Source organism: Wolbachia endosymbiont (group B) of Cyclophora punctaria, from assembly GCF_964028235.1.
Taxonomy (GTDB): Bacteria; Pseudomonadota; Alphaproteobacteria; order Rickettsiales; family Anaplasmataceae; genus Wolbachia.
In genome coordinates, this window is the sequence record NZ_OZ034749.1 from 1,198,894 (window position 1) to 1,215,668 (window position 16,775).

A 16,775-nucleotide genomic window follows, 5' to 3' on the forward strand; every position below is an offset into this window, starting at 1 on the left:
CCAAATAAATTTGGGATTAAAATGAGTGAAGTAAGTACAAATGTGCAATATACTGATGGCTTAGGGGATAAATGGCTGGAAAGAGAGTTAAAACACGTTAATTTAGGAGATACAAGACTTAATAAGAGACTTATTAAAACAGGCTATTGTATATAGGGTAAGGCGTCTGAATCAAAGCTGTAGTGGATGGAAAGAAGCTAAGGGTGCATACAGATTATTTAGCAATGAAAAGCTTAAGGATAAGGAAATTTATTCTTCCCATTACAAAGAAACTATGGAGAGAATGAAAGGAAATCAGTTTGTTTTTTCAGTTCAAGATACAAGTTATTTGGATTTTGACTCTCATATAAAAACCAAGAGGCTAGGTAGTATTTCTAAAGCTTATACGAAGCATAAAATGGGTTTACTGTTGCACAGTGCCTTAATAGTCAGCAAAGACGGATTACCTTTAGGTCTATCTCTCAACAATGTTGGGCACGTTCTATTAGGGAAAAAGAAACGGCACAAGAAAAAGCAAACAGGAAATACCGTACCTCCATAGAAGAAAAAGAAAGTTATAAGTGGATAACAGCTCTCAAAGAAAGCATAAACAACCTTCCTGCAAATGTACAACTTGTTACCCTTGGTGATAGAGAGGCAGATATCTTCAAATTTTTATGGATCACTGAGACATTAGGTAGTTTTTTGTGTAATAGTTTAGACTTGATCTGACAAGCAAACAAAGTAAGATAAAAATATAAACAAGTTTTAAAGGAGTGTCAGATATGAATACAACACAAGAAAAAATACTAAAACCAAAGTTGGGATTGCTAGAACTTGCAAAGCAATTAGGAAATGTATCACAGGCGTGTAAAGTAATGGGATATTCAAGGGATACATTTTACCGCTTCAAAGAACTGTATGAAACAGGAGGAGAAGAGGCTTTACACGAGATAAGCAAAAGCAAGCCATTGTATGCAAATAGAGTGTCGGAGGATATAGAAAAAGCAGTAGTTGAAATAGCAATAGAGTTTCCAGCATACGGACAAGAAAGAGCAGCAAACGAACTGAAAAAGAGAGGAATTCTCATCTCTGCAAGTGGAATAAGATCAGTGTGGCAAAGAAACGATCTTGAAAATTTTAAAAAGAGGTTAAAGGCATTAGAAGCAAAAGTAGCTCAGGATGGTATCATTTTAACAGAAGAACAGATAACAGCTCTAGAAAAGGCTAAGGAAGAATAAAGAGGCCCATGGAGAAATTGAAACAGAGCATCCAGGATACTTAGGTAGCCAAGACAGTTATTATGTTGGTAATATCAAAGGTATTGGACGAATTTACCAGCAAACCTTTGTTGATACCTATTCCAGAGTTGCTTTTGCTAAGCTTTACACAGAAAGGACTGCTATCACAGCTGCAGATCTTCTTAATGATAGGGTAGTACCGTTCTTTGATGAACAGAAAGTATCATTGCTACGTGTTTTGACGGATCGTGGTACAGAGTATTGTGGCAGACCTGAAAATCACGTTTACCAGCTATATTTAGGGGTAGAAAATATTGATCATTCTCGAACCAAAGCTCGTTCTCCACAGACTAATGGCATATGTGAAAGGTTCCATAGAACTATGCAAGATGAATGTTACAATATTATCTTTAGAAAGAAAATTTACACCTCTTTGGCAGAACTTCAGTTAGACGTAGACCATTGGGTGCATTCTTACAATAGATCTAGACCACATTCAGGTAAATATTGCTATGCCTATGCAAACCTTTTTTGATAGTATGCATATTGCTTATCAGAAAAATATTGATAGCATTAAACAGGATGCTGATATCGGTTTTGACTTTGTCAATTCTTCTGTCAGATAATTCATGCCTGTCAGATCAAGTCTAAACTATTACATTGCCAAATGGTCTAACAATAACTTACACGGCACTGGTATCCTGTATATTAGAGAAAAATAGTAAAGCTGTTAGAGGAGTTCTAGAAGCTTCTAAAAAGAATGGTATTTTGAAAGAAATTCTCAACCAAAAAGTGAAAGTAAAGAAAGCAGAAGGTAAAGAGATAAGCCATACACTACTTGACTATGCTAATAAACACAATTGCAAAGAAAGTGCACTGATTCTGAAGGAGTTTGAGGAAATTCTGAATATAGAAGTTGAAGCTGCAAGTAGTAATGTTGAAACTAGATGTGAGGGTATCAATAAAGACTGTAGAGATCTTGAAATACACGAAACTATGTTTGCAAATAGTGAAGAAACCCAAAATATTTCAACAGGAAGCAAAGATATTAAGCCCACATGTGAAACCAGTGTAAAAGAGGAAAACAAAGGCGAAGAAAATTCTTTAAATTTTATTACTGATGAGCAAGAAGAAATCGTTAATATATTTGAGAAAGATGCAGAAAATAACACTGAGTGGCACAGAGAAAATCGTCATACAAATCAACCCATCTGTAAAATCAATAAGAAAGACCAAAATACTTTTACGCAAACTAATATGCAAGAGCCAAATAGGTCATTTCAAGCTGAACCATATTTTAATATTGGATATGGCATTACTAAAGATGGAAAATCATCAAATCAACCAATTTTAGCTGGAGTTATTGGTGCAGTGTTATTAGTAAGTGGTATTGTGTTTTATATTATGGAAATACATATACTAGGGATAGTTATTGGAATTGCTGGGTTAGCTTGCGTAAGTTTTGGATTGTGTAGTAATTTAGAGCCTAATACCAGGCTTGAAAAAGTAGAGCAGCCTACTATCCACTCTTCAAACCCGATTTCTGGATTAGATTTTAGATAAATTATTGAAAATCTCGATTTTTTTAGCTAAGTCTAATCGAATTTAAAAGATGCTCATTAACTTTTCCATCGTAAATCTCGTAATTATAAGTTATCGATCTCTTTTTAATTATTAATACATAATTCAGGTTTCAGGAGTTATTAATAATTCCACAATAATATCTGCATAAAGTATGCAATAAACTAAGATTTTTAACAACTTATCTAAAATATAATAGAAAATCTATATTGTAATAAGAAATAAAAGGACATTACTGAATAAGTAACATCCTTTTGAAGAAGGTGAGCTGTTTTGTTTATCTTGATGTTTGCAAAGATTGTGTCACCTGAATTGGCTCTTGACCAGACATGAATGTAGAAGGCTGTTGTTCACCTATTTTTTCCTGCGAATTTACTTTTCTCAATTGTGACCTAGTTTTAATTAAGTCGTCCGAAGAAATAATCATCCTCTCTGGTGTAGAAGGAATAGATGTACCTTTTCCACTATCAGAACCACCAAGGTAACTGAAAGAACTGCTTTTAGACTCAATACTGCCATCCATACTACTACTAAAACTTGAATGGATATTATTAGAAGCTAAACTACTAACAGAATTACTGCGAGTTGGAGTTCTATTAGATAAAATATCTAGATTTCGTTTGACAGTGGGATGATTGAAAACATCTTCACTCAGAGAATTTTGTGAAAATGAATTTATAACCTCATTCAAATTAGTCAGTGAAGCACTTATATTTGGTACTTTTGGAGTTAATACCTTAGTAAGGTTACCAGTGCTATTACGTCGCGTTGTTCCTATTTTACCTCCTATTGTTGCAGTTGGTGTTTCACCTTGATACTTCACATTACTTACTTTTTTGCTTTTACTACACTTACTTGCTGCCTTATTAAGGTTCTCTATAGAGTTAGAAAGTTTATGCTCTATTTTACATTCTCTAATAATCCTCTCAATTTCATCATGATGTTCAGAGAAAATTTCATAGAGATTGTTATCATTTTGAGCTAACAAATTTTGCAACTTTTTAGCATCTAATTTATCGACAAAACTTGCTTGCTGTGTCAATTGATAAACTAATTGGTCCTTTTTGAAACCTTGTGGACCATCAATAGAACCAGCTTTTTCTGATATTTTTCTGTTTAATTCAGAGAATATTTCCTTAATTAAAGCAGACTTATTTACAGTCTTGTCTTGCAAAATTTCACTAACAAGCATCTCCTTCACACTGTTGAAATTTTTCGTTTTTTCTTCTGTTTTTAAAACAACAGTTTGACTCTGTAAGTCTATTGAATATGGAATGCTATCCAAATTAGATATACTTGAACCCAAATTACCCAATTTACTTCCCACTTTTTTAAGTGTATCACTTGTGCCCTCCCTTGTTTTCTGTGCTACAGAACTTCCAGCTTCTTTTAATGAATCTCTAGCATTTATAAAGCCTTTTTTTATTGTGCCTGCAGTATATTGTGCTCCTTCAACAGTTTTTTCAGCTGACCATTTGAGTCCTTTATATCCAGATTGAACTGATTTTACAGCTACTTTTACAGCGAAATATAAAGTAAGACCAACTATAGCACCTGGTATAGCAAGTGTTACACCAACTGCTAAAAGTGGTAATAATGCTGTAAATAATCCACTTGCTGTACCTACTACAAGAGCCTGATCTCCTTGTTTCATTCGAGAGAATTCTGTATCTCCTTTTAACAGGTCAGTGATTCTTTCCTTTAGCTTTTTGTGATTATTAACACTCTTCATATTCGATAGATCTTCAGTAAATTTCTTAAAATCAAGATCATTTTCTTGTTGAGTTACAAGAGAATATGAATTTGTTTCATTAGGTAACATTTTTAACCTCACTATTAATTCAATATATTATATTTTATATATGTCATCATTAAATTAGTGTTAACTTGATTACTAATATTGGTATAGCTTAAAATAATTTAGCTGGACATGATTTTATAGAGACTCAAATTTACGATTAGAGCCTAGAGTATAGTAATTATAAATGACTCAAGAGACTTTGTTCAGCCAAAATAATTAGATTCAAACTGATAAGGCTGTATATAGAATATCAGAGGATTATCCTGATAATAGTGTTAAATCAAGATTGGAATATACGAGTAATTATGCTATTTATTAGGAATGATTTTGTTAAAAAGTAATTGTGCAAAAAAGTGAGAATTTGACTGAAGATAAAAAATTAGCATCTGATATTCTACAAGAGGTTGCAGATGCTGGTAATACTAATAGTGACAAAGTGACGTTGTTTGAAATTAAAACATCTCTACAAGAACGTGGTTTTGGTATTTTAATAATTATTTTCTCCTTGCCACTATCTGTACCTATACCAGTTCCACCTGGCTATACAACTATACTTTCCATACCTTTAATCTTATTTTCACTGCAGCTTCTGCTTGGGTTTCATTTTCCTTGGATGCTAAATTGGTTGGAAAGCAAATCCTTTAAACGTTCAACACTAGACCTTGTGGTCAAAAAAACTTTACCTGCATTAAAAAAAAATAGAAAAGTTCATGAAACCAAGAATGTCCTTTATCTTCCTAGAGCCAGGTGAAAAGATTTTGGCATTTATAATGTTAGTTTGTGCGTTGGTGATAGCCAATCCGTTTCCGTTAACTCACTTTATTCCAGCAATCGGTACAACTCTTATTTCACTTGGTATTATGAGTAAGGATGGGCTTGTCTCGATACTTGGAGTGTTGGTATCTTTATGTGGAATATTATTTGCTCTTATTGTAATGGTTAAAGGACCACAGCTTATAATTAGTACGTTTTCTTTTCTCAAAAGTTGTGTATATGGTTAATTTTTAACTGTGAGAACCTATTTTGAAAGTGAATAAAGAAGGGAATAAGATGAGGTAAGCAAAAAATAGGAGGGTAACAAGCGATATAAGTGACAAAGAATGAGAGCCAAGTGTTGCACAAGGAGCGATAGGTCGGCTAAGAAAGCACAATATCAGAATAATTATCAATACAATAAGGTATATAATGAGAGGTGGTTGCCAGTGGAGCAAAAGATTTTCCGCATGGAAAACAGTGTACGACTATTTTCTCAGGTAGTGGCAAATTGGAAAAAATACATGATATGCTAGTAAAAGAGGTAAGAAAAATGGTTGGCAAAAATGAAACACCATCAGTAGGAATAATTGATAGTCAATCAGTGAAGACTACTCAAAAAGGGGATCTATAGCTGGCAAGAAAATAAAGGGTAGAGAACGTCATATTGTTGTAGACACAGTAGGCCTAGTTATTATGGCAGATGTTCACAGTGCAAGCGTTCAAGATCGTCATGTTGCTCTAGATCTTTTTATTCGAGCTAAAGTAAAGCCTTAAAAGATAATTATATCATAAGGATTATTAATATTACCATAATAATATCTGCCATATATAATGAAAATTAACCTTGTTCATAGAAACTAAAACAAAATGAAGAATGTTTCTAAAATATTCCATATACCTTCACACTATAGTGTAATACATCTAAGTTACTACTGATCACTTGCAAAAAATATTTAAGTGTAATATACTCAAAGTACTATGTATTTGTGTGGGGGCAAAAATGAATCAACATTTAAAATTAACTGATCAAGAATTTAACAATAATACCGAGCTATTCAGTTTATTAGAACTAAAAGCTGTACAGGTTGTAGGCAAGAATTATCAGGAGATTAGTAGAATTTTAAAGAAACAATATATAAGCTAGTGCTTGTAAATCACCCTGATAAAGGTGGAGATAAAAATAGATTTAATCAAATTTATAATGCTTATCAAGGACTAAAAAAATACATTGAACCTTTAGAGTCAGGTAATCCTTGTATTAAAGTGAGTGTTAATGCTGAAAGTAATGGTCGTTTAACAGAAAGAGAATTTTGCTATAGGCAGAAATTGTTTGTAAAGCTGGGAATAGGTAAAGAAGCTATAGGCGAAGATTATGAAAAATTGAATTCCATGTTAGAAAAAAAGCTTTCTGAGGATTTTTTATCAAGAGATTGTATTACGCAATTACATTCTTACATTTTTCCTCTAAGCAAAAAAGAGGATCTAATAAGAGAAGACAAAAAAGCATTAGCATTAAAGTTTATAGAACGTAAAAATGCTTTATTAACTCTTCAAAATTTTGCTTATTTGCCCTTGTCTCTACTAATTACTATTACTATAGCTTGCTACTTTTCATGTGTGATCATACTACTCAACTTCTTTGTCAACAAAGTCACTGGTTTATTACTAAATTACTATATGAAAAAATATGAAAATTCAGAGATTTCTACCGATGAATTTATAAGTAAAATGAGCTATATTGTGCTAGGCAGCAAATTTCTTATTATATATCCTTCAGCTGCTTTTTCTATCTATTTAATTACAACAAATTTCATTGCTAATGGAATAACTGTTGGTGGAGCTATACTTGGTCCAATATTGTTGTTAGCAATATTTATTGAAATACTAGCTCCTGTTTTTTCGAAAGCTTGTGAAATATATACTGAAAAACATACAAAAGATTTGTTAGAAGAGGATCCAAGGGATAGAGTGGAAAAGGAAACTGACTTATTGAAATGGTACGATCCAAGAAAACTACTAATGCCAATTATTATGCCTCTTGTTAGAAAATGCTTTGCAGAGGTAACAAATGAACTTGCTGAGAGAAATTTTTATGAAATAAGCACTGATCTATCTAGTGCTCGCACTGAGCAGTTACCTAAAAAACCTCAAACAATTGAATTTGCAGGGGAATGTTCAAAAAAGTGTGTCAAACCGAAAAAAAGTAATAAATTGATATAAAAAAATGGAGGTTTGACAATGAGTCAAAAAGTAGTAAACAGAACTAACGGATTGGTAGATTATAAAGAGTTGGAAACAAATATCCTGTCGTCTATACGAGAAGGAAGACCGTTGACAGGAAAGGAGGGAGCATTAACACCATTTATAAAAAAGCTGCTGGAGGCGAGTCTAGAAGGTGAAATAGAAAACCATTTATTAGCTGAAAGTGAAGAAAATAATCGCAGAAATGGGAGGAATGGAAAGACTTTACGTACAAGTGCAGGTTCATTTGAGCTGTTAACGCCAAGAGATAGAGAAGGAAGTTTTGAGCCGCAAATAGTCAAAAAAAGGCAAAAAAGCTTACATCCAGAGCTTGAAACGAAGATTTTGAGCACATTTGCCAGTGGTATGAGCTATAGAGTCACACGTTGAGGAAATTTATGATCACAAAATATCGGCAGCAGAGATATCAAGTATTACCGACAAATTACTGCCTATAATCAATGAATGGCGTAGTCGTCCACTGCAATCAGTATACCCGATAGTATTTATGGTTCTTTAAGGTCAAGGAGGATGGACATTGCGTAAGTAAATGTATGTACAATATATTGGGCATAGACCAAAATGGCAGAAAAGAAGTCCTGGGCTTTTATTTGGCTGAAAGTGAAGGAGCTAACTTTTGGTTGGGAGTGCTAAATAACCTCAAAGAAAGAGGAGTAGAAGATATTCTGATTGCATGTGTAGATGTGCTAAAAAGCTTTCCTGCAGCCATCAACAGTGTATTTCCCAGTGCAGAAGTGCAGCTATGTATAGTACACCAAATAAGAAATTCTCTGAAATATGTATCCAGTAAAGATGTAAAAGTTTTCATGAATGATCTGAAAAAAATATATCGTGCTTCAAGTAAAGAAATTGCTGAGAATTATCTGCTTGAGCTGGAAGAAAAATGGGGAGAAAAGTATCCTTTAGTTATAAAATCCTTGCAGAACAATTGGGAAAACTTATCCAGTTATTTTAAGTATTCTGGGCCAGTTAGGAAGCTGATTTACACCACTAATCCAATTGAGGGGTTGCATAGACAAATCAGGAAATTTACTAAAACTAAGGGTTCATTTACTAGTACAAATGCCTTGTACAAACAGGTATATTGTGCTATAAAAAAGGTAGAGCAAAAGTGGATTATGGCTCTCCCTAATTGGGCTTTAACTATGTCTCAACTTGATATTTTCTTTCCAGATAGATTGAAAATTGAGTTGAACTAAAAATGCGGCTTGACACACTTTTTTGAACATTCCCATTTGCAGAGCAGAGTATTACAGTATAGTGTGAGTTCCTTTATTATGTAGAGTAGCTTGCGTTTCTTGGAGATTGGAGACTACTATCATCTTTGCAAGCTCTTTCCAAAGATCGACTTTTGTCTCATCAGATTGACCGATCTTTTCAGAATGAATTAATGCTCTAGATCTATTGAAAGAACCTAGGTTTATAGCTTCATTTACTGACAACCCTCCTAGCAAGCAATTCTTGCCTATTTTTTCGTTATAGTTTTCTATTTTATCCAGCAGATCTTTATCATTCACCTCTACTGTTATCAAATTTTCATTTTCCTTATCAGGATATAATCTCACTTCTAACTCCCCAAAACTAGTATCGAAAGTCAGTACTATATCACTACCATCTGCAAGGTCTGTATAATTTCTTATTCCTCCTTGAGTAATAATTTCTACCTCACTTTCACCAATCTTTATTATATTTCTCCCACACCCTACTTCCTGAGTGAATCCTAAATCTCTTTCTCCATCTGTAATCTTCGCAACATCTATCGTGCTATCCTCTGAATATTCTAAATAAAAAGATGAGTTATCCATTTTTGCATTTTTTATCCTACCATTGGTTGCACTTTTAGCAATTTCCATAAATTTTGTAGTACGATTGATATAATCTTCATAGGCTTTTACTATATTGGTTTTGTGGCCTTCAAATTCCCATTCCAGAGTATCAAATAAATCCTCAGCATCTACGCTATATAACATTGCTCCTCTTGATAACAATTTACATACTATTTCACTAGCAATCTCAAAGTTACTGTCTAATTCGCCAATTTTGTTCACTACAAGATCCATAAAATTATATATTTCTTCTCCAAATTCATCATAAAATGACCTGGGAAAATTAAATCTTACTCCAGACTGTATAGCTTGATCTACAATTTCTGATAGTTGGTACATATTTTGAACTTTAGATGCTTTTTTAAATAATTCATCTAGCTCCATATTTTGATTTAATATTAAATTATACCATAAGCTAGATTCTGGAACATATTCTTCCATTCTATAGCCCATTTTGTAAGTTACTCCTACTTCTGAAAAAAGTAATCTTCTTACTTCAGGGACGATTGCAAATTCACAAAGATTGAAAACCACTTTTAAATCTTGATCATTTTTATGTTTATGTAAAAACTGCTTGAGACCTTCAGTAAGGCCAACTGAATCACCTTGAAAGTGCAACTCATTAGATAATTCCTTTTTTAATCTTTTCTGATTGTCAGTGAAAAAGCACTCTATATATTTGTTATCATTATCAATTGCAACATCTAGAGGAGTTTTTCCCTGTTTATCAAGTATATTGAGCTTAGCCCTGCTCTCTAGAAACAAATTTATACTTTCTTTATCTAACCCAACTTTAGCAGCATAATGCAAAGGAGTTTTCCCTTGATTATCCTGCTGATTAGGATTAGCTCCTGCTTTTAGAAGAGAAGCTATACTGTTAAATCCATTAGCACAATGCAAGGGTGTCTGCCCTCTATCATTATGTATATTAGGGTCAGCTCCTGCTTTTAAAAGCAAACCCACAGCATTATCATAGTCTTTATCTTTATCAGCTACGCTTGATAATGCATGTAGTACAGTTAATCTAGACTCTCCCCTTCTGAGATTCAGAACAGTTTTTAAATCTTGATTGTCTTTGTTGTCGAGTAAAAACCTCTCAAGATTCTTAGCATAATTATTTCCTGTAGAGCTTAAAATACTTAACAATTCTTCATTTAACTTCTTTTCATTTTCACTTTTTATTAAGTTAGATCTGTGAACAAACCATATACGCATTAAGTTATCAAACGTATCTTCAGTAATATCCATTAAAGAGCAATCACGAAATGTGAAACTGCAACGTTCAAATGAAGAGCATAAATATTCTTTAATCAGTTGATACTTGTTATTGACTTGCTCTTCCTTGAACTTTTTTAGTAGCCTTTTCAAGGTTTTATCTTTTTTTGAACGTTCTTGATCAGTACTTAGTTCTGTTTCTTGCTCAGAAAAACTGTAATAACCTTTATCGAGTAATTTACCTGCTTCATTAATTTTTTCCTGGTGACAACTACCTCTATTATAACTGATTTCCTTGTGAGTAAACTTGTCTGCCTTGATCTTTACCTCACTGAGTTCATCTGAGAGTAACATTCCAGTCTGAAAACATAGAGGTTTAGACTTTAGATCATCATTTTCTTTTTGTAATGTACTCAACTCTCTAGTTAAATCCTGCTTTTCTAAATTCAATGGTCTATTTGGTTCTAGACACTTTTGCTCAGAACTCGACTCTGGTTTTATTCCATCAAGAAAAGAAGCGTAACCTAAATCTGATTCCTGACTAAACGCACCTTTAATCATAATCATTTTCTGTTTGAGTAAATTTGTCTGCTTTGATATTTGCCTCACTGAAATCATCTAAGAGTGATTTTCCGGGTTGAAAATGTAGAGTTTTTAATTTTAGATCATCATTTTCTTTTTGTAATCTATTCAACTCTTCAATCAAATCATGATTTTTTAATTTCTCTTGATTTACATCACCTCTCAGATATTCAACTTCTTGTAAATACTTATTATCATCTGTTAAATTCTTTATTAAATCTTCCAGCTGCTTTTCCTTCTCTTCAGACTGATCTTTTAACCTATTTATTAAAGTCTCAGCTTGATCCAAATCTTTGTTTAGCTTTTGATTTGTTATGTTCATGAAATGAATTTCATCTTTTTGATCCTTTAACTCCTCATTTAAGAGGTTAATTGTAGAATTCTTAATAGAGACCTCATTTCGCAGACATCCTTCTAATTTTTCTAGCTGTTGTTCTAATCTTTCATTTTCTTCATAGATGTTACGTGCATTTCTTTCCTGTTTCTCCATTGTAACTTCAAGCCTTTTAATTTTCCCTTCTAGGGTTTGCTTATCTTCGGTAAGCTGACTTACTTCTTCGTAATACTCTTCTGCTCTTTCCTTATAGTGTCTGTGTAACTCTACTTTTTGTTTAAGATCAAAATTTTCTTGTTGTAGATTTTCTATTGTACTTTCCGAACTATCTATTACTTGATTTTCTTCACTGCTAATCTCAAATACCTCTTCAGGAAAATGTGCAAATTCACGAGACGTAGTGTCTTCAAAATCATTACTACCATGTGCTATCTGATTTGAATTAAGCATACCTATACCCCCCTACTAAAATAAACAGATAACGTATTGTATGCTCTATATATAATAATTGCAATTGATTTGAACATGATTTGTTTGCTAATTAGTATTGTGAATTTTCACAGAATAGATTTATATGCAAAATATTATGATACCATATAAGCAGATGGATAATTCATAGTCTTTTTGAAAGGATAACTCTAATGAGAGGACCATGATAATTAGTGTTATAAAGAATTGAATTATTGACTCTTCCTAAAATTGCAAAAAAGGTCGTATATTTGTGAGAACAAGCCGCGTAAAAATAAGGTTATAAAAATAGAAGATTTAAATTATTTCTATAAGTTTGAGAAAATTAGTTCGTATGTAGATATGGATGAAATGGGCTAATGTAGCTAGTTTTAGCGTATAGTTAAATTGTTATATTAAAAAGTTCGTATGGTACACATGGTAGACCAATTGATTCCAAGAAAAACACTTCTCACCGTCCTTGGTTTTGGTTGCTGAAAGTGACTATACTTTTTATTTCTTAATTAAGATACACCGTTAAATTAATAATGATTCACTCAAAATAGCCTAAGTAAAATACTATAATATGCATCAAAATTATTGATAATTATCAATCTGTTTGTTATAGTATAGGGTTGAGGTTGAAATGGAAAATTCAAAAAAGAAAACTATTTCGGAAAAATTAGAAGGGGTACAATATTTAAAGCAGCCAGACTTGCAAAGTAACGCTCTCCTCTTCAAACGCTCAGATAATAATCCAGAGTTGCCAGAGAATTTTAAGGTAGGAAAAGCAGTGGGTGGTGGAGATTGTTTCTTCGACTCAGTTGCACAAGGACTAAGACAATTGAAACCTGAAATAGTCTTTACTGTTAAACCTTTGAGAGAAATTTGTAAGAAATTCGCAGAAAGTCAACTAGAAGATGATTACTCATGGCTTAAAGAGGCTTTAAAAGGTGAAAATCAACAAATTAATGAATATATTACACGTATTGAATTTACTGCCGGTGATGTTGAACAAAAGCCTGAGCCAAATGCCTTGGGTATGGTTTCACCAATATGGGGTAGAGGTGATATTGAAGGGAGAATAATTTGTAAAGTATATGGTGTACAGTTACATATTCTTGAAAAACATATTGTTGAAGAAAGAGAAGTATGGCTAGATCAGTTAATAAGCAGTGAAACTTCTAAGTCTATAGATAATATAAATTATAATGAGCAGAATACCGTACACATAATCAATGCAGGTAATGCACATTTTAATCCGATAATAAATCATAAAAACTTACAAGCTTCAGTTGAACAATCATCGACTCAACGAAAAAGAACTAAAACTGATTCTGAAGAAGATAGAATGGAAGATACAAGTTCTAAAAAGCTAAAAACTTCTTCTCAAGCAGTAGAGATTGTTGGCCTTGATCAGGCAAAAAAAGTGCTAGATGATGAGGAAATTGAAATTACCTCAGTTGCAGGTAATATGTCCGTACAAGCAATGGCGAGATTACAAAATAAACCTACATATCAAAAGTGGGAACAGAAAGGTTTTGATATTAATAATTATCAAGGGATAGAGGAATACTCTCCAAGTAAAGCAGATGATATACCGACTACCAGTATTGAGGAAAAGCAGCAAAGTGCTACCAAATCGAATAAACCATTACAAGATCACATTCCTGATAATAGGAAGGAGTTCCTTCTAAGTGTTTTAAAATCAGCTGAAATTAATGGTATAAAACATTTTAATACTCACCATGGAAAAATCAGTCGTATTGGTCAACATAAATTAACTATGACATTACTAGGTATCGCTCTTGAGCTTGATGCTAAGGAAGTCATTAGCTGTATTCATAAATTAGCTAAAAACAAGGGTGAACTAGAAAAGGTTCTCAACTCTACCAGCCATACTCTAGAACTTCAAAATGGTAAAATACTTCATCATACACCAATTAGTTGGGCGATCCGAAGAGGCAATGTGTCCCAAATCTCCACTATTTAGGATTAGCTAGGGCACGTGGCTTGAATAAATTAGCCTGCAATTCTTTATTTATTGCTATTAAACTTTGCAATATAGTAGCAGTGTCTTACATAATAAAAAACTTTGTTGTTCCAAACATAATAGATGAAAACACGAATACTCCTCTGCATATGGCAGCTGTTTGTGGCAATACTAGGATAGTAGAAGTTTTAATAGAAAATGATGCTTATGTGAATGCAGGAGATGCAATTGGAAATGCCCCATTACATGTTGCAACTGAAAATAACAATGTAGAGATAGTAGATGCTTTATTAAATAGAGGTGCTGATGTAAATGTAAAAAATTATCATGGATATACTCCTTTACATATTGCTGTTGCAAAGAACAATATAGTGGTGATAGATGCTTTATTAAATAGAGGTGCTGATATAAATGTAAAAAATTGTGAGGGATATACTCCTTTACATATTTCTGTTGCAAAGAACAATATAGTGGTGGTAGATGCTCTATTAAATAGAGGTGCTGATACAAATATAAGAAATGATAAATGGTATACTCCTTTACAACTTTCTATTCTAAAGGGCTATAAAGGAATATTATCATGTCTATTAGAGAGGATAAAACCAGATATTAATGAAAGGTTAAAAATTGGTTCTAATTGTGATACTACTCTTTTGTTGTTTGCTGCTCAAAATTGCCATGAAGGAGTAGTAGAACTTTTAATAGAAGAAGGTGCTGATACAGATGTAAGTTTCTACTCTGAGGTTACTTTCTTAGAATATTGTGTTTCCGAAAGAGTGGAAATGGTAGAAACCTTAATAGCACTTGAAACTAGATTAGATTACTTTGAGAACAGAGAAGAGTTGTATAATCTCATACAAAGTAGGTTATCTCACGATCTTGCGCAACAAATGTTAGAATATCGTAGTAGGTGTATAGATGAACTAGAAAGAATGAAAGAAAAAAAGATTAACAAAAGTTGTACATTGTATGATATTCTGAAAAGTAAGGAAGCTAATAAATTAGCATCTTACGTACGAGACAGAAATATGAGAGAAAAGTTAGAAAAAGCTAAAAGTGAATTTCCCATCTTTGCTGAACGAATAGAAAGTCAATATCAAAAAGGGAAAGGAAGACTTGATTTACTAGAACAAGGTTCGAGTAATTTACACAAGGTATTTCCACCAAAAGCTTTTCTTTATAATATTCTGAATAACGTTCTGACAAGTAAGGAGTCCAATAAATTAGCATCTTCTCTACGAGAGAAAGATATGGAAAGCAAGTTAGAAGAAGCTAAAAGTGAATTTCCTATCCTTGCTTACCTAATAGAGAGTAAAAATAAATCAGTGATAGAAATACTGGATTTGTTGGAACAAGTTTCTGGTAATTTACCAGTGTTAGTTCCAGAGGAAGTTTCTCTACAAGTCTTTGAACTTCTAGACAACGTAGATATAAAAAGGTTTAATGAAGCAGTCAATGGTATTGAAAAGTGGATAGGGACATCATTTTCAATGCATAGAGGTAAGCAAAGTAGTGAGTGTTTTTCTGCCTCCAATATTAAAGAACCTAATACCGAGGTGAGAGAGGTAAATATTGAAAGTAAAAACAAGACAGTAATAGGTGAACGAACTTGAGATACAAACTAATATTCATGAGAAATAGCAGAAAATTAACATCGTTTCTGGAGGATTTATCTTTCAATCTAAGAATGTGTAATAGACACAACTTAATCTAACAAGTAAGTTATAAGAACCTCTATTAATCACACGTATATTTATTACAATTTTAGACAAAGAAGATAATAATAATCCTAATATACTTAATCTACGTGTAAGAAACTAGCAAGAAACCCAAAATGCTCCAATAGAAACACCAAATGCTTCAAATGACCTCTTTTGAGCTAAAATAAAGCCAAGTAATACTAAAGAAGAAAAATTCATCATACTCCAAAACCATAAGCATAGTAGTAAATTTTTTAGAAACTATCTTGAGATATTAACTTAATGACCCCAGTTATGGATTAGAAAATAGATAAAAGTAGAATTAATAAAGAAGGAAATAGGGTAAACTCGAGTATTTTAGCAATAATTAAGAGGTTACCCATGAAAAAAGATATTACAGAACTTTACTGTTTCATAGAAGATTTTTGTCGCATTGCTGATGAAAAAATTTCAGGAAAGCTCCTATCAAGTGGGAAAAACCCAACAAGAATACCTAAAATTATAGCTTTTCTTATAATAGTCCGAATGCGATAAGATATGTGTTGATGGCTATAGCAGGCCAGTAGCATATTACGATCTGTTCGGATTATTGTAAAAAGAGCTATAAATGATTTATTTGGCTGGGTAAAAAGCTCTGTAAGTGGATTGTTAAGTTCTAAACCTGAGAGCACTCCAAGTCCAATCTCACAAGTAAATGCAAAAATGGATGTAAATGGTACGATAATGTTACTTGACATGCTCATTAGAAAAGTTACAGGTCAAAAGTATGTTTCTACAGTAGATCAGTCTATATCTCCACTAGAAGCACAGGGATATGCACGCAATATTACAAAGAGATTTGAGAAAGTAGTAGAGCAAGCTGGATTAAAAAGTGGTGTATCAATGCACCGGTTAAATATTGATTATATGGGAATGCAAAAAGAGATTACTAGAAAAGTCATGAGTGGTAAATTTAATGAGATTTCAGGGATTTTAAGCTCATATGTAGAGAAAGCGTTCCCTGGTAGAGGAGCTGGCAAGTTAAGTCCGAAAAAGTTTGACAAGTTTATGTTGTAATA

The 16,775-nt window shown here is 32.8% G+C and carries 13 protein-coding genes and 4 pseudogenes; 14 read left to right on the forward strand and 3 right to left on the reverse strand.

Annotation, left to right across the window (positions count from 1 at the left end):
* Positions 1-21 precede the first annotated feature (21 nt).
* From ABWU33_RS05750 to ABWU33_RS05765, 4 genes and pseudogenes are all read left to right on the forward strand, one after another.
* Positions 22-156 (forward strand): transposase DNA-binding-containing protein, encoded by a 135-nt coding sequence (locus ABWU33_RS05750; RefSeq protein WP_353280587.1) that lies wholly within the window; start codon positions 22-24, stop codon positions 154-156.
* Between the two features lie 118 nt (positions 157-274).
* Positions 275-541 (forward strand): hypothetical protein, encoded by a 267-nt coding sequence (locus ABWU33_RS05755; RefSeq protein WP_353280589.1) that lies wholly within the window; start codon positions 275-277, stop codon positions 539-541.
* A 223-nt stretch (positions 542-764) separates the two neighbouring features.
* Positions 765-1,846: pseudogene (locus ABWU33_RS05760) on the forward strand (IS481 family transposase).
* Between the two features lie 34 nt (positions 1,847-1,880).
* Positions 1,881-2,783, forward strand: a complete 903-nt coding sequence (locus ABWU33_RS05765; RefSeq protein ID WP_353280591.1) for a hypothetical protein — start codon at positions 1,881-1,883, stop codon at positions 2,781-2,783.
* Between the two features lie 295 nt (positions 2,784-3,078).
* Here the strand turns inward: ABWU33_RS05765 and ABWU33_RS05770 are convergent, their stop codons facing one another.
* Positions 3,079-4,623: a hypothetical protein gene (locus tag ABWU33_RS05770; RefSeq protein ID WP_353280592.1), complete on the reverse strand. Its 1,545-nt coding sequence runs from the start codon at positions 4,621-4,623 to the stop codon at positions 3,079-3,081.
* Positions 4,624-4,945: 322 nt separating this feature from the next.
* Here ABWU33_RS05770 and ABWU33_RS05775 point away from each other — a divergent pair.
* From ABWU33_RS05775 to ABWU33_RS05800, 6 genes and pseudogenes are all read left to right on the forward strand, one after another.
* Positions 4,946-5,603: pseudogene (locus ABWU33_RS05775) on the forward strand (exopolysaccharide biosynthesis protein).
* A 172-nt stretch (positions 5,604-5,775) separates the two neighbouring features.
* On the forward strand, positions 5,776-5,859 hold the full coding sequence (locus ABWU33_RS05780; protein WP_353281068.1) for a hypothetical protein: 84 nt from the start codon (positions 5,776-5,778) through the stop codon (positions 5,857-5,859).
* A gap of 162 nt (positions 5,860-6,021) precedes the next feature.
* On the forward strand, positions 6,022-6,132 hold the full coding sequence (locus tag ABWU33_RS05785; RefSeq protein WP_353281069.1) for a hypothetical protein: 111 nt from the start codon (positions 6,022-6,024) through the stop codon (positions 6,130-6,132).
* A gap of 226 nt (positions 6,133-6,358) precedes the next feature.
* Positions 6,359-6,502 (forward strand): hypothetical protein, encoded by a 144-nt coding sequence (locus ABWU33_RS05790; protein WP_264337520.1) that lies wholly within the window; start codon positions 6,359-6,361, stop codon positions 6,500-6,502.
* Positions 6,502-7,578, forward strand: coding sequence for a molecular chaperone DnaJ (locus ABWU33_RS05795; RefSeq protein ID WP_353280594.1), 1,077 nt, complete (start codon positions 6,502-6,504; stop codon positions 7,576-7,578). Before ABWU33_RS05790 ends, ABWU33_RS05795 begins: the two co-directional genes overlap by 1 nt.
* Before the next feature lie 18 nt (positions 7,579-7,596).
* A pseudogene (locus tag ABWU33_RS05800) lies at positions 7,597-8,819 on the forward strand (IS256 family transposase).
* Positions 8,820-8,870: 51 nt separating this feature from the next.
* Here the strand turns inward: ABWU33_RS05800 and ABWU33_RS05805 are convergent.
* Together ABWU33_RS05805 and ABWU33_RS05810 are read right to left on the reverse strand one after the other, a co-directional pair.
* Entirely contained in the window at positions 8,871-11,222 is a 2,352-nt protein-coding gene (locus tag ABWU33_RS05805) for an ankyrin repeat domain-containing protein (RefSeq protein WP_353280596.1), read from the reverse strand.
* Positions 11,215-12,027, reverse strand: a complete 813-nt coding sequence (locus ABWU33_RS05810) for a hypothetical protein (protein WP_353280598.1) — start codon at positions 12,025-12,027, stop codon at positions 11,215-11,217. Before ABWU33_RS05810 ends, ABWU33_RS05805 begins: the two co-directional genes overlap by 8 nt.
* Before the next feature lie 643 nt (positions 12,028-12,670).
* Here ABWU33_RS05810 and ABWU33_RS05815 point away from each other — a divergent pair.
* The 4 genes and pseudogenes from ABWU33_RS05815 to ABWU33_RS05830 all read left to right on the forward strand — a co-directional run bounded on the left by ABWU33_RS05815 (position 12,671) and on the right by ABWU33_RS05830 (position 16,773).
* Positions 12,671-14,017 carry a hypothetical protein gene (locus tag ABWU33_RS05815; protein ID WP_264337866.1) on the forward strand — a complete coding sequence of 449 codons (1,347 nt, stop codon included), beginning with the start codon at positions 12,671-12,673 and terminating at the stop codon, positions 14,015-14,017.
* Positions 14,018-14,037: 20 nt separating this feature from the next.
* The gene (locus ABWU33_RS05820) at positions 14,038-15,630 is read left to right on the forward strand and encodes an ankyrin repeat domain-containing protein (RefSeq protein ID WP_353280600.1); all 1,593 of its coding nucleotides are present in this window, start codon (positions 14,038-14,040) and stop codon (positions 15,628-15,630) included.
* A gap of 468 nt (positions 15,631-16,098) precedes the next feature.
* Positions 16,099-16,218, forward strand: a pseudogene (locus tag ABWU33_RS05825) (IS982 family transposase); the annotation flags it as partial.
* 144 nt (positions 16,219-16,362) lie between these two features.
* Positions 16,363-16,773 (forward strand): latrotoxin-related protein, encoded by a 411-nt coding sequence (locus ABWU33_RS05830; RefSeq protein WP_246433180.1) that lies wholly within the window; start codon positions 16,363-16,365, stop codon positions 16,771-16,773.
* The last annotated feature ends 2 nt before the right edge of the window (positions 16,774-16,775 follow it).

Excerpts from the sequence above, each read along its gene's own strand:
- ABWU33_RS05750 (WP_353280587.1), top strand. The coding sequence starts at position 22 with ATGAGTGAAGTAAGTACAAATGTGCAATATACTGATGGCTTAGGGGAT.
- ABWU33_RS05755 (WP_353280589.1), top strand. The coding sequence starts at position 275 with ATGGAGAGAATGAAAGGAAATCAGTTTGTTTTTTCAGTTCAAGATACA.
- ABWU33_RS05770 (WP_353280592.1), bottom strand. The coding sequence starts at position 4,623 with ATGTTACCTAATGAAACAAATTCATATTCTCTTGTAACTCAACAAGAA.
- ABWU33_RS05790 (WP_264337520.1), top strand. The coding sequence starts at position 6,359 with ATGAATCAACATTTAAAATTAACTGATCAAGAATTTAACAATAATACC.
- ABWU33_RS05805 (WP_353280596.1), bottom strand. The coding sequence starts at position 11,222 with ATGATTAAAGGTGCGTTTAGTCAGGAATCAGATTTAGGTTACGCTTCT.
- ABWU33_RS05810 (WP_353280598.1), bottom strand. The coding sequence starts at position 12,027 with ATGCTTAATTCAAATCAGATAGCACATGGTAGTAATGATTTTGAAGAC.
- ABWU33_RS05815 (WP_264337866.1), top strand. The coding sequence starts at position 12,671 with ATGGAAAATTCAAAAAAGAAAACTATTTCGGAAAAATTAGAAGGGGTA.